The following is a 13,383-nucleotide window of genomic DNA, read 5'->3' on the forward strand; positions in this document are numbered from 1 at the left end:
GCCTTCTACGGACAGACGGAGTTACGAAGTCATGGCACGCCGCAAGGGACCCACGACCAAGGTCGACCCCGCCGCGTTCGACCGGGCCGGTGCGACGGTTCTCGACAACTCGCTGCAGACCGAGATCGAGGACTCCTACCTGGAGTACGCGTATTCGGTCATCCACTCGCGCGCTCTTCCCGATGCGCGGGACGGCCTCAAGCCGGTGCACCGCCGCATCCTCTACTCGATGCACGAGTCCGGGTATCGGCCGACGCACGCGTATGTGAAGTCGGCGCGCGTCGTCGGCGACACCATGGGCCGGTACCACCCGCACGGTGACACGGCGATCTACGACGCCCTTGTCCGTCTCACTCAGGACTTCTCGCTCAACGAGCCGTTGATCGATGGGCATGGAAATTTCGGTAGTCCAGACGATGGACCGGCCGCGAGCCGATACTGCATGGTGTCGGACACGCGAATCCGGCTCGCTGACGGATCCAGCGTGCGCATCGGCGACCTGGTCGACCTGCCCGCTGACTCCGAAGCGGATGCCGACTTCGAGGTGCTCGACAAGGACGGCAAGGCGGTCCAGGTCGACAAGGTCTTCAACTCAGGTGTGCACCCGACGCTCCGGGTGACCACGAAGTCGGGTTTTTCGGTTCGCGGTAGCGAAAACCACCTCGTGCTCTGCCTGGAAGCGCCGATGGGCGTGCCGTTGTTCCAGTGGCGGCGTCTGGACGAGCTCAAGCCCGGCGCGGTCGTTGCTGTGGCTCGCAACGCCTGGTCGCAGGTCGTTCCCACCGCGCAGGAGTACGTCCTCGGCGTGCTCGCAGGGGCCTGGGTGTCAGAGGGGTACGCGTCCGATACGCGGGCCGGGTTCAACAACACGGACGAGCACTTCTTCCGCGAGGTCCTGCACGCCTACGACCAGGTGGTGGGCGGCCGGCGCTATGTCAGAGACCGAGAGACGCGACGAGACCGGAAGCGTATTTGGGAGCTCGACGTGCAGGAGAGCTCGGGTGGCATGGATGCCTTCCGGGCGAGCCCCTTGGCGGAACTCATCGGTCATCAGGCGCGGGAGAAGTTCGTGCCGGAGTGTGTCTGGCGCGGTGGCTGGGGCGTCAAGCGTGCGTTCCTGATGGCGGCGTTCGAAGGCGACGGCGGCTGCCGGGTCGCGAAGGACGGCTTCACGGTTCAGTACTCGTCGTACAGCGAGCGGTTGACTGCGGAGATGCAGGAGATGCTCGCGGAGTTCGGCGTCATCGCCACACATCGCCGCTACACCCGTGCCAGCGGTGCGGTGGAGCACCGACTGGTTGTCTCCGGGCTGCGCAATGTCACGGCATTCGCCGAGCGAGTTGGTTTTCTCAAGACCAAGCAGGCGAAGCTGAAGGACCTGCTCGCGCATTCGCCTCTACGGCCGCACCGGCTCAGCCAGGACTCCGTGCCGTTCGTCGCTGACTACGTGCGGAACGCGCTGGACTTCGACCGCCGCGGCAGTGGTCGCAAGTGGCTGACTCAGCACAACTTCGACCGGATCGAGCGCTGGGAGACCGAGCGGCTGAGGATCATCGACCGGATCAAGGACCCGGAGATCCTCGCCACGATTCTGCCGATCATGGACTCTGGTTATCGGTTCGAGCCGGTGACGACGGTCGAGGCAGCCGAACCGGCCGAGGTTTTCTCGGTCCGGGTCGTTTCGGAAGATCACTCGTTCCTTGCGGGCGGGTTTGTCAACCACAACACCGAAGCACGCATGTCTTCGGTCGCCATGCAGCTGGTCGGCGAGCTGAACGAGGACACGGTCGACTTCCGCCCCAACTACGACGGCTCGCTGCAGGAGCCGGTCGTGCTGCCGGCGGCGTTCCCGAACCTGCTGGTCAACGGCACGTCCGGCATCGCGGTCGGCATGGCCACGAACATGATCCCGCACAACCTCCGCGAGATCGTGGGCGCGGCGCGGTGGCTGATCACGCACCCGGACGCGAGCCTCGACAAGCTCATGGAGTTCGTGCCGGGGCCCGACCTGCCGACCGGCGGCATCCTGCTCGGCCTCGACGAGGTCCGGAAGGCCTACGAGACGGGCCGCGGTGTCGTCCGCATGCGCGCCAAGGTCGAGATCGGCCCGCTGGAAGGCAGCCGCGGCCGTCAGGCCATCACGGTCACCGAGCTCCCGTACGGCGTGGGCTCGGAGCGGATCGTCGAGAAGATCACCGACGAGGTCAACAAGTCCAAGCGCCTCACGGGCATCGCGGACGTCAAGGACCTGACCGACCGCGAGAACGGCATCCGTCTCGTCATCGAGTGCAAGGTCGGCGTCAACCCGCAGGCGCTGCTCGCCGACCTCTACCGGCTGACGCCGATGGAGCAGTCGTTCGGCATCAACAACCTGGTGCTCGTCGGTGGTCAGCCGCAGACGCTGGGGCTCAAGGAACTGCTGGAGGTCTTCCTCCAGCACCGCTACGAGGTCGTCACGCGGCGCACGAAGTTCCGCCGCCGCAAGCGCGAGGAACGCCTGCACCTCGTCGAGGGCCTCCTGCTCGCGTTGCTCGACATCGACAAGGTCATCAAGCTGATCCGGGGCAGCGAGAACGCGGCGGCCGCCAAGGACGGCCTGATGAAGCAGTTCAAGCTGTCCGACGTCCAGGCCACTTACATCCTCGACACGCCGCTGCGCCGCCTCACCCGTTACGACAAGCTCGAACTCGAGAGCGAGCAGGAGAAGCTCCGCCAGGAGATCGCCGAACTGAGCGCGATCCTGGACGACGAGGGCGTCCTCAGGAAGCTCGTCTCGAGCGAACTCGCCGCCGTGGCCAAGGAACTGGGCGGCGAGCGCCGGACCAGCCTCATCGACGGCGACCTCAAGGAGGTGCTGGCGGCGTCCAAGCCCGCCGGTCCGCTGGAGGTCACGGACGACCCGTGCCAGGTCATCCTGAGCGCCGCCGGTCTCGTCGCGCGCACCGCGGCCGAGTCGGAGGAGGCCTCCGAGGGCAAGCGCCGGGCCGGCCGTGTGAAGCACGACGCGGTGCTGGCCGTGGTGCACTCCACGGCGCGAGGCCAGGTCGTCCTCATCACGAACCTGGGCCGCGCGTTCAAGACGGACGTGCTCCCACTACCCGTGCTGCCAGAACAAAGCGGCACGGTCTCGCTGCGCGGTGGCATGGCCGCGTCCGAGTTGGTGCCGCTCGACAAGGGCGAGAAGGTCGTCGGCATCGCACCGCTCGACCCGAAGGACTCGCCGGGCATGGCGCTGGGCACGAAGCTGGGCACCGTGAAGATCTGCGCCCCGGAGTGGCCGGTCCGCTCGGACGAGTTCGAGGTCATCTCGCTCAAGGACGGCGACGAGATCGTCGGCTGCACCTGGCTCACCGACGGCAGCGAGACCCTCGCGTTCGTCAGCTCCGACTCGTCACTCCTGCGCTACGACGCGAAACTCGTGCGGCCACAGGGCCTCAAGGGCGGCGGCATGGCGGGCATCAACCTGAGTGGTGACGCGTACGTGGTGTACTTCGGTGCGATCCGCACGGACGACGACGAACACGGCGAGCCGATGGTCGTCACCTCGTCCGGCCAGAGCGTCAAGGTGACGCCGTTCAGCGAGTATCCGGCCAAGGGCCGCGCGACGGGTGGTGTGCGCTCGCAGCGCTTCCTGAAGGGCGAGACGCACCTGGTGCTGGCGTGGATCGGCAGCAGGCCGGCAGGTGCGGACGACAAGGGCACGCCGGTGGAGTTGCCGGCCATCGACCCGCGTCGCGACGGCTCCGGCCACGCGCACCCCGGTCCGGACATCATCGGTCACCTGATCGAACGGGACTAGCGCGCCCGGCGTCGGCGAGGAGGAGCAGCTCCTCCTCGCCGGCGTCAGGCTGATCCGGTGCGGCGCAGAGCATTCCGCCATGGCCCGCACCTGTCCGCCGCGTCCGGTGGACGTCACGGTGGACCTACTCGATATGCAGGCTCTGGATCTTCGCCTCCGCCACGATGCGGTCCGCCTCGTCACGGGCGACGTTGCGCAGTTCGGCCAGGGCCCGCATCGCCTCGGCCCGGCGGGCCGACATCGCGAGCCGGAAGTCCTCGCGGATCCCGTCGCGCTTCTCGGCCTCCTCCTCGTCGAGCCGGCGGGCTCGTTGTTCGGCCTCGCCCACGATCATCAACGCTTTGAGCTGGGCATCCCTGATGACCTCCCGGCGTTCCTCCTCGGCCAGGGCGACCATCCGGGCGAGCCGTTCGGGCAGGCCCTTCAGGTCGATCGGGGTCAGGCAGATGCGGTGCAGGCCGTCCTGCAGGGCGGCGTTCTCCTCCTGGACCGTGACCAGTCTCGCGGCCAGGGCCTCCGCGCGGGCCTCCGAGGCGTCCCGGTCGGCTGTGACCAGGCGAAGCTCGGCTTCCAGCTCGGCGACGTAGTCGTCCACCTCGTCGCGGTCGTAACCGCGCCATCGGAGCCCGAACCACGTGCGCAGCGGTACGAGCTCAGTCCTGCTGTCGACACTCACTGCCGTCTCCTCTGCCTCCCGCGAGTCAGTCCTGACAAGGGGTACGTACGGGGCGCGGCATCGGTTCTAACGGGTTCACCAGGCACAATGTGGACGTGAACAACAAACTGTGCCCCTGCGGTACCGGTCAGTCCTATGTGGACTGTTGCGGTGCGCTGCACTCCGGGGCCCGCAAGGCGGCCACCGCCGAGCAGCTGATGCGTTCTCGCTACAGCGCTTTCGCCGTGTCCGATGAGGACTACCTGCTGCGCACGTGGGCGGCGAGGCACCGTCCCTCGAGTGCCGGGATCGACTCGACCGACCGCTGGTTGAAGCTCGAAATCCTGTCGACCGAGAACGGCGGTTTGCTCCAGGCCGAAGGTGTGGTGGAGTTCCGGGCGCACTACGTCGGCGGTGTCGTGCACGAGCGGAGCAGGTTCATCAGGGAGAACGGCCAGTGGGTGTACGCGGAGGGCCTGGAATGAGCACGGTGACGGTCGCGAGCAGGTTCAACGGGCCTCCCGGCATGGGCAACGGCGGCTACTCGGCCGGTCTGCTCGCCGCGCACGTTGATGCCCGGGCGGTGAGCGTCCGGTTGCGCAAGCCGGTGCCGCTGGACCGGGAGATGCAGGTCAGGGACGGGCAGTTGCTCGACGGGGACGTCGTGATCGCCTCGGCCGAGCCCGCCACGCTCGACCTGGAGGTGCCCGCCGCGCCGACGATCGAGGAGGCGCTGAAGGCCTCCGCGAAGGTGCCGTGGCGGGACAGGCACCCGTTCCCGACGTGCTTCGGCTGCGGTCCCGGCCGCGAGGACGGCATCGCCGCGCTGCTCGGCCCGCTCGACGGCCGCGGTGAGTGGGCCGGCGTGTGGACGCCGACGGACCTCCTGCCGAACGACGGGGCCGGCGTGCTCCCGGAGATCGTCTGGGCCGCGCTCGACTGCCCGTCCGCGCAGCCAGTCGCACCGGACGGGGGTCCGGCGTTCGTGCTCGGCACCTTCGTCGCCCAGGTGGAGCGGCCGGTCGAACTGGGCGTGGACCACGTGCTCCTGGCGTGGGAGCTTGGAAAGGACGGACGCAAGGCCTACTCGGCGTCCGCCATCATCGGACCTCACGGAGTGTGCGGACGAGCACGGGCCGTGTGGGTATCGATCGGATGAGATCAAATAACCCGACTGGGTGACGGAAGTGCGGCGCGTCTTGATAGCGTGCACGACCGTTGCCCGATTAAGCCGAAAGGGCGAGTGACCGGGATGGCACGGAGGTGATCAGGCGCTTGATGGGCCGACGTGCCGCCGCCCATGGCGACCAGCAACCACAGACCCAGCAGAGTTCTGGCCAGAACAGTTTCGGAGTTCAGACCATCACGAGCACCGACCAGGACCTGGATCTGTACCCCGTCGAGCAGCCCCCGGCAGCGGTACCGCAGCCGGAGCAGGTACCGCAGAGGACGCCGTTCGCGGCGAACTCCGTCGGGTCGACGCTCGTCGTCTCCGCTCCCGAGGGCCCGAGTCAGGGCGCCGCGGGCCTGGCCCGCGCGCTTCCGGCCGACAACGGCCGGACCGTCGTCGTGGTCGACTTCCCGGGCGGGGACCAAAGCACTTTCTGGCCGCACGTCGTGACGGCGCTGCACGGCCGCGGGCCCATCCGGCTCGCGGTCTCGCACGCCGGGACGATGCGGCCGACCGCTCCCGCGCAGTGGCTCGCCGAGCAGCTGCAGGCCGAGGTCGTGGCGCCGGACGGCGTGCTGACCACGGTGCCCGGTGCCGCGTTCGTCGTCGGCACGCAGGGCTACGGCAGCTGGGTGAAGTTCCAGCCGAACGCGTCCCCGATGCCGTACGGCCGCCGCTTCCCGGTGCCGCAGTGGGAGGCGATGGACCCGAACTCGCCGTGGCCGACGGGCGAGATCGGCGTCTCCGAGCCCATCCCGAGCGGACTCTGGCTGCGCGCGCAGCAGCCGCCGTTCGACCCGGCCGCCCAGGACTCGCGGCCGATCGTGGCGCTGCCGTGCCGCGACAACGTGCTGACGGTCGTCGTCGGCGGGCCCGGCCAGTCGTCGATCCCGATCGACGAGGTGTGCCGCCTGCTCACGGCCCTGCCCCAGGCGGCCCGGTCGCGCGTGCGGCTGGTCCCGTACGGCATCGACGCCGCCATCGGCAGCCTCGTCGCCGACCAGATCGGCGAGCCGATCGCGATGTTCACCGGCCTGCCGGTGGGCAACCTGCGCGGCGGCGGACCCGCGGTGATCGCGGTCGACCCGCGCGGGCAGCAGACGTGGCGCCCGTTCGTCACCGAGGTGCTGTGCGTGCCGGACGAGGCCGTGCCCGTCGTTTCCGGCTACCGGACGCCGGTGCAGGGCCTGACCGAGGTCTCGCCCGGAGTGTTCTCCCTCGGCGACGGCGTTGTGCTCGAAGTCGTGCCCTCAGGCCTGTGGGTGCGTGAGCAGGACGAGCCGTACAACGCCGCCGAGGTGCGCACCCTGCCGTTGGACCCGGAGTGGGCTCGTCTGACCGTGGGCACGCCGGGACGCACGACGCCCGGTGCGGTCGCGGTGCACGGCGCTGCTCTCGTGGAACGCCTGGAGCCCGAGGTGCGCAAGCTCCTGCGCCTGGTGTTCTGCGACTCCAAGGTCATCGCGCCGCCTCCGCCCCCGTCCGGCAGTCACGCCGCGGCTCCGAGCACGGCGGCGCACGCGTTGTCGACGCGTGAGCCGGCGGACAACGGCACCGGCTTCTTCACCGCCGTCACGCCGGTCGAGCCCGAACAGGACCGGCCCGCGTACGCGAGCATGGGCGCCGGTCCGGCGATGGCGACCGTGACGTCGCACGCGCTGGCGGACGACCCGGACGAGGCCGCGTTCCCGTCGGACGACCCGGACTCCACCCCGGTGCGGTTCCGCGTCGACGGCCCCCTCCCGCCGCAGCCACTGGCCCTGTGGGAGGCCCCGCCGGAGGACAACGGCGAGCGCGAGACGGTCGCCCAGGACCACAGCAGCTCCGACGCCGAACGCGACACGGTCCGCCGTGCTCTCGGTGAGCGCTACGGCGTGCACGCGGCGACGGTCGTCCGTCTGCTTTCCCAGCGTCCGGACGCGGAGGAGGACCCGGCCGCGTTCGAGGCCATGGTCACCGACCTCACGGCGTTGCTGGCGTGCGTGTCGCAGGACGAGGAGATGGTCGTCGAGACGCTCCGCATGGGACGCCTGGGCCGCCTGCGCCCGTACGTCGCGTGCATCGTCTCGGGCCTGAACCGCCTGCCCGTGCACAGCGGCGTGGCGACGGTGTGGGGGGTCAGCGGCCCGACCGGGCCGAGGCGCTACCGCAGCGGTGACGTCCTGGTCGAGCACGGCCTGCTGGACGCCATCGCGAACCCGTCCCAGCGCGTCGACGGCGTCACCGAGTACCTGATCTGGTCGGTCACCGGCCGCCGGGTCGAGGTGTCCGACCGGGTCGCCGTGGCCACCGAGGAACGCGTGGTCTTCGCGCCCGGCACGCCCTTCCGGGTGCTCGCGGTGGCCGAGGCCGAGGGTGACCACCCGCAGCAGGTGCTGCTGCAGGAGGTCGCCGGACCGGCCGCGGACCAGGAGATCGCGGGACTGCGGCCGAGCGTGCTCTCCCAGCTGGAACGGGCGGCGGCGAACCTGCGCGTGCTGCCGGTCTCGCACCAGGTGACGGCCTGAACCTCGGCATCCGGTACGCGGAACCGCCGGTCGGCCCGCTGCGCCTCCACCCACCGGTGGACTGCGACGGCGAGCCGACCGGCGCGTTCGGCGACCGGCACACCCTGAACGTCTGGTCTGCAGTGGACTCCGGAGCGCCGGTGCTCCTCTGGGTCCACGGCGGCGCGAACACCGTCGGATCGTCGGCACAGCCCGAGTACGCGGGTGACGTCATCGCGTCGCACGGCATCGTGTTCGTCAGCTGCGACTACCGGCTGGCGGCCGACGGATACGGTGCCCTGGAAGGGATCCAGCACAACCGCGGACTGCTCGACGTCGTCTCGGCACTGAGGTGGATCCAGCGCAACATCGCCCGTTACGGCGGAGATCCGGCGAACGTCACCGTCGCCGGCCAGTCGTCCGGCGCGCAGACCGTCGCGAGCCTGATGGTCATGCCGTCCGCTGCCGGTCTGTTCCACCGGGCGATCGCGCACAGCCTCGCCGGCAGGTTCTTCACGCCGCTCGAAGCCGCCGAGGTCCAGCGGCGGGCAGACCCGGAAGTCGTGCTGTACCAGCCGATCGTCGACGGCGACACGTTGCCGCGCAGCCCGCTCGAAGGCCCGTACGAGGTGGATCTGATGGTCTGCCACACCGCGGACGAGGACGCTGAACTGTTCCAGCGCCCGACGATGCGGCTGGCCGACGAGCACGGCCGCGCGTTCCGGTCGGTCTATGCCCGCACGCCGGCGCATCACGGCGCGGACGTGCCGGACATGTTCCGCGGCGACATCGCGGAGGCTTGGGCGAGGTTCGCCCGCACGGGTGATCCCGGCTGGCCGCGGCACGAAGTGAAGCGCTGGGTCTAGCTCTCGGTGTTGAGGCCGAGCGAACCGTCCAGCCGGGGCACGCACGCCCCGTCACGCTTGTCCGAGGCCAGGAACTCGGTGAGGCACCGGCCGATCTGCTCATGCCCGCGCGCGTTGGGGTGGAACGACTCCTGCAACGCGTGCGGCGCGCGCCTCTCGTCCTTCAGGCCGTCGAAGTCGACCGTCAGCCGCGTGAACCACTCGGTCTCCGGCTCGTCCCCGCCCACGCACGCCTCGTGGCCCTCGCCGGCTCGCGCCAGGTCGAGGAACCGCGCGTTGACCTTGCCCGCGGCGGCGCGCAGCCCGTTCGACAGCTCCGGCACGGCCTCCTCGACCACCCACTCCAGGTCGGCGGTGCGCAGCGGGCAGCCGGAGAGGTTCTGCAGCGACTGGGGCATCTTCGGTGACACGGGTGCCGCGTACGACTGCACGATGAGCTGGTAGGAGGAGTCGAGGTAGCCGGAGTCGCGCATGGTCTGGCGGATGGCGTTCAGCGTGGCTTCGACCTTCGGGACCATCCGCCGCACGCGCCTGGTCCACTCCGGCGCCACGGACGACGTGCAGTCGGTGCGCTTGCCCCACGCCTCGAAGCACTTGTTGAGGATCTCGGAGAACCGCGGGTCGTCGTTCGCGCCGACCGCCACGACGATCGCGAGCACCTGGTTCGAGCCGGCGATCGCGCGCAGCCGGGGCAACTGCTCGTTGCGCAGCTTCTCGGAGTTCGTGCCGGAACACGCCAGGTTGATCTTCTGGTCGGCCTCGAACGAGATCCTCATGATCTCGGCCTCGCGTGAGCGGTGGCACCAGTTGCCGCCGTCCTCACCGTCGGTCCCGGCCTCGTAGGCGCCGGCGCCCTCGCCGGACATCGTGCTGTCGCCCAGCGCCACGATCGCGGTCCTGGACTCGCGGTCCGGGTCGGAGGGTGGCGGGAACACGTGGTCGCTCACGACCAGGACGATCGTGAGCAGGCCGATTGCCGCGAGGAAGAGCAGTTTGCGCATCGCGCACCACTTTACGTGGGTGGCCGAATGCGAGGGGGATATGGCGTTGCCGCCTCAGGCAAGGGTGAGGAAAGTGGAAGTGTGGGGAATCTGAGGGAGATAGTCGTGGTCGGCTACGACCGCACCGCACTGCTGGACCTGGCGGGGCCCATCGAGGTGTTCCAGGCGGCGAACTACGGCGAGCAGCGTTACCGGATCACCGTCGCCACGCTCGGGGGAGGACCGTTCACCGCCACCGCGGGTGTGCGCGTCGAGGCAGGCGCCGATCTGAGCACGCTGGACCGTCCGATCGACACGCTGCTCGTGGTCGGCGGCTGGGGGTACGAGGAGGCCGCGTCCGACGCGGTGCTCACGACGAACCTGCGGCGGCTGGCGCTGCGGTCCCGTCGCGTCGCGGGTGTCTGCACGGGCGCCGTCGTGCTGGCCGGGGCCGGGCTGCTGAAGGGCAAGAAGGCGACGACGCACTGGGCGTTCACCGGCGAACTGGAGGCTCGCGGCGTCGAGGTGGAGCCGGACGCGATCTTCGTGTGCGACGGCGAGGTGGCCACGTCGGCAGGGGTGACGGCGGGCATCGACCTGGCGCTGGCCATGGTCGAGCAGGACCACGGGCCCGCGCTGGCCCGCAGGATCGCGCAGTACCTGGTCGTCTTCCTGCAACGCTCGGGCGGCCAGTCGCAGTTCAGCGTGCACACCCGCGCGAAGCCGGTGACGGACGGCTCGCTGCGCGCGTTGCTCGACGACATCCACGCCGATCCGACGCGGGAGTGGACGGTGCCGGTCATGGCCCGCAAGGCCCTGATGAGCGTGCGGCACTTCGCCAGGGTCTTCTCTCGCAGCGTGGGCGTCTCGCCCGCGCAGTACGTCGAACGAGCCCGCGTCGAGGCCGCCGCCGACCGGCTGGCGAGCAGCGGTGACTCGCTCGACCTCGTCGCCCGCCAGTCGGGTTTCGGCTCGGCCGAGACCCTGCGACGGGCCTTCCTGCGCGTGCTCGGCGTGTCGCCGGGCAGCTACCGCGCCCGTTTCCGGACCACTGGGGTTGCCTGATGGAAGCCACGTTCGTGCTCTACCCGAAGATGACGGCGCTCGACTTCGTCGGCCCCTTCGAGGTGCTCGGCAGCGTGCCGGTCGTCACGACGAGGTTCGTCGCCGCGACGCTCGACCCGGTGACGTCCGACAACGGGCTGACCGTGCTGCCGACCGACACGTTCTCCTCGCTGAGGTCGACCGACATCGTCGTGGTACCGGGCTCCGGCCACTGGCGCGACCTGCTGAAGGACTCCGGCGGCGTCGTCGAGTGGCTGCAGGCCGTCCACCCGACGACGAAGTGGACGACGTCGGTCTGCACGGGGTCGACGCTGCTCGCCGAGGCCGGGCTGGTCTCGAAGGCCACGACGCACTGGGCCGCGCGCTCGGACCTGGAGACACGTGGTGTCGAGGTGTCGACCGACCGCGTGGTGTTCGACGGCAAGGTCGTCAGCGGCGCCGGCGTGTCGGCGGGCATCGACATGGCGTTGCGGCTGGTCGAGGCCGAGTTCGGGGAGATGGTCGCGCAGGCCGTGCAGGTCGGCATCGAGTACGACCCGCAGCCGCCGCACGCCTACGACTCGATCCCGCCGGAGATCGCGGCTGGCCTCAAGGCCGCGTTCGAATCAAGTCAGGCCTGACTGGACGGCGAACACGACGAGCTGGGCGCGATCGCGCGCGCCCAGCTTCACCATCGCCCGCGACACGTGCGTGCGCACCGTCGCGGGCGAGATCACCAGCACCGCCGCGATCTCGTCGTTGGACGCGCCGGACGCCACGTGCCGCATGATCTCCCGCTCGCGTTCGGTCAGCCTGTCCAGGTGCGGCACGGGCCGCGCCGACGCCCCGGACGCGAACCGGTCGATCACCCTGCGGGTGACGGACGGCGAGAGCAGCGAACCGCCGTCGGCCACCACGTGCACCGCGCGCAGGAGGTCCGTCGGGTCGGAGTCCTTCACGAGGAACCCGGACGCGCCCGTCCGCAGGGCCTCGAACACGTACTCGTCGAGGTCGAACGTCGTGAGCATGATGATCCTGACCTCGGCGCACGCCGGGTCGGCGCTGATGCGGCGCAACACTTCCAAGCCGTCCATCAGCGGCATGCGGATGTCGAGGAACACCACGTCGGGCTTCACGGACTGGATCAGCGACAGGGCTTCGCGTCCGTCGGCGGCCTCGCCGGCGAGTTGGACGCCGTCCTCTGTCTCGATCAACGTCCGCAGGCCCATCCGGACCAGCGGCTGGTCGTCGGCCACCACCACGCGAATCATGACGGCAACGGTATCCGGGCGATCACTGTGAAGCCGTGTGATGCGTCGGCTTCGAGTGTGCCGCCGAGCGCTTCGGCCCGTGAGCGCATGCCCGTGATGCCGTGGCCCTCGGTGAAGGTGGTTGGCGTGCCGGTGTCGGTCACGTGGACGACCAGTTCGTCGCGCACGGCATACACGCGCACGGTCGCGGTGACGCCGGGGGAGGAGTGGCGCAGGACGTTGGTCAGCGACTCCTGCACGATCCGGTAGACCGCGAGCTGGTAGGTGTGCGGCAGCTCGATCTCGGCGACGGCGACCTCGACGGACACCTCGAGCCCTGCGTCGCGCATTCGTGCCGCCAGTGCCGGGATGTCGTCTAGCGTGATCGCCGGTGCCAGGGGAGCCGAGCCGCGCAGAGTGTCCAGTTCGGACCGCAGGCCGTCGAGCGCCTCCTTGGACGTGTCGCGGATCGCCTCCAGCGAGGCGCGCGCCTTCGCGGGGTCCTTGTCCAGCACGTAGAGCGCGACGCCCGCCTGCACGGCGACCACCGAGAGACCGTGGCCGACGACGTCGTGGACCTCCTGGGCGAGCCGCAGCCGTTCGGAGATCGCGGTGCGCTCACGAACGTCCACAACGGACTTCTTGCGCAGCTTCATCAGCACGCCCGCCGCGGCGGGCAGCAGGATCCACCCCGCCGACCAGGTGATCCACGACGTCAGCGAGTCGTTCCACCACGGCAGGATCGCCAGCGCGTAGACCAGCGCGGACGCGGCGGCCAGTTCGATGCGCGCGTACACGGCCACCGCGTACATCGCCGCGACGCCGCTCAGCAGGACCGGCCCGAACGGGTACCCCTGCGCCAGGTAGACCGCGATGGCGACGGTCGTGCTGCCGACCGTCCACAGCGGACGGACCGAACGGAACAGCAGGCCCGCGGCGGCCGTGGCGATCAACACGTACGCGAGGGCGTCCAGGGGTTCCGCACCTTGAAGGCGCGCGGCGAACTGGGTCCCCCCGATGCCGAAGACGAGCAGCGCCACGGCCAGCGCGCCGTCCTGCCATTTGATCCGCATGCCGCCGACCATACGACCGGGGACGTACGCAGATGTGCGTATCTTCATGACGCTCCGGA

The 13,383-nt window shown here is 69.9% G+C and carries 11 protein-coding genes; 7 read left to right on the forward strand and 4 right to left on the reverse strand.

Annotated elements, in window-relative coordinates:
* The first annotated feature begins 31 nt into the window (after nucleotides 1-31).
* Entirely contained in the window at nucleotides 32-3,799 is a 3,768-nt protein-coding gene (locus tag BLR21_RS33795) for a DNA gyrase subunit A (protein WP_090012647.1), read from the forward strand.
* A gap of 124 nt (nucleotides 3,800-3,923) precedes the next feature.
* Here the strand turns inward: BLR21_RS33795 and BLR21_RS33800 are convergent, their stop codons facing one another.
* Nucleotides 3,924-4,475 (reverse strand): DivIVA domain-containing protein, encoded by a 552-nt coding sequence (locus tag BLR21_RS33800; protein ID WP_090012649.1) that lies wholly within the window; start codon nucleotides 4,473-4,475, stop codon nucleotides 3,924-3,926.
* Nucleotides 4,476-4,570: 95 nt separating this feature from the next.
* Here BLR21_RS33800 and BLR21_RS33805 point away from each other — a divergent pair, with 95 nt between their 5' ends.
* The 4 genes from BLR21_RS33805 to BLR21_RS33820 all read left to right on the forward strand — a co-directional run bounded on the left by BLR21_RS33805 (nucleotide 4,571) and on the right by BLR21_RS33820 (nucleotide 8,977).
* Nucleotides 4,571-4,939: a YchJ family protein gene (locus tag BLR21_RS33805; protein WP_030478886.1), complete on the forward strand. Its 369-nt coding sequence runs from the start codon at nucleotides 4,571-4,573 to the stop codon at nucleotides 4,937-4,939.
* Nucleotides 4,936-5,613, forward strand: a complete 678-nt coding sequence (locus BLR21_RS33810) for a hypothetical protein (RefSeq protein WP_090012652.1) — start codon at nucleotides 4,936-4,938, stop codon at nucleotides 5,611-5,613. The genes BLR21_RS33805 and BLR21_RS33810 overlap by 4 nt, the downstream gene beginning before the upstream one ends.
* Before the next feature lie 119 nt (nucleotides 5,614-5,732).
* A complete protein-coding gene (locus BLR21_RS42870) occupies nucleotides 5,733-8,132 on the forward strand; it encodes a hypothetical protein (RefSeq protein WP_176929920.1) in 2,400 nt (799 codons plus the stop codon).
* A 56-nt stretch (nucleotides 8,133-8,188) separates the two neighbouring features.
* Complete coding sequence (locus tag BLR21_RS33820) at nucleotides 8,189-8,977, forward strand: carboxylesterase family protein (RefSeq protein WP_256335109.1); 789 nt, start codon at nucleotides 8,189-8,191, stop codon at nucleotides 8,975-8,977.
* On the opposite strand, the gene BLR21_RS33825 is transcribed toward BLR21_RS33820, so the two are convergent.
* Nucleotides 8,974-9,978 carry a GDSL-type esterase/lipase family protein gene (locus tag BLR21_RS33825; protein ID WP_090012657.1) on the reverse strand — a complete coding sequence of 335 codons (1,005 nt, stop codon included), beginning with the start codon at nucleotides 9,976-9,978 and terminating at the stop codon, nucleotides 8,974-8,976. The two genes, BLR21_RS33820 and BLR21_RS33825, sit on opposite strands and share 4 nt — an antisense overlap.
* 105 nt (nucleotides 9,979-10,083) lie before the next feature.
* Here BLR21_RS33825 and BLR21_RS33830 point away from each other — a divergent pair, with 105 nt between their 5' ends.
* Both BLR21_RS33830 and BLR21_RS33835 read left to right on the forward strand, forming a co-directional pair.
* The gene (locus tag BLR21_RS33830) at nucleotides 10,084-11,022 is read left to right on the forward strand and encodes a GlxA family transcriptional regulator (RefSeq protein ID WP_256335110.1); all 939 of its coding nucleotides are present in this window, start codon (nucleotides 10,084-10,086) and stop codon (nucleotides 11,020-11,022) included.
* On the forward strand, nucleotides 11,022-11,642 hold the full coding sequence (locus tag BLR21_RS33835) for a DJ-1/PfpI family protein (RefSeq protein ID WP_090012663.1): 621 nt from the start codon (nucleotides 11,022-11,024) through the stop codon (nucleotides 11,640-11,642). Before BLR21_RS33830 ends, BLR21_RS33835 begins: the two co-directional genes overlap by 1 nt.
* On the opposite strand, the gene BLR21_RS33840 is transcribed toward BLR21_RS33835, so the two are convergent.
* Both BLR21_RS33840 and BLR21_RS33845 read right to left on the reverse strand, forming a co-directional pair.
* Nucleotides 11,628-12,272, reverse strand: coding sequence for a response regulator (locus BLR21_RS33840; protein ID WP_030478877.1), 645 nt, complete (start codon nucleotides 12,270-12,272; stop codon nucleotides 11,628-11,630). The two genes, BLR21_RS33835 and BLR21_RS33840, sit on opposite strands and share 15 nt — an antisense overlap.
* Nucleotides 12,269-13,324 carry a sensor histidine kinase gene (locus BLR21_RS33845; protein ID WP_176929921.1) on the reverse strand — a complete coding sequence of 352 codons (1,056 nt, stop codon included), beginning with the start codon at nucleotides 13,322-13,324 and terminating at the stop codon, nucleotides 12,269-12,271. Before BLR21_RS33845 ends, BLR21_RS33840 begins: the two co-directional genes overlap by 4 nt.
* Nucleotides 13,325-13,383 lie beyond the last annotated feature (59 nt).

The sequence above is a fragment of the Lentzea albidocapillata subsp. violacea genome (assembly GCF_900100275.1).
GTDB lineage: Bacteria > Actinomycetota > Actinomycetes > Mycobacteriales > Pseudonocardiaceae > Lentzea > Lentzea violacea.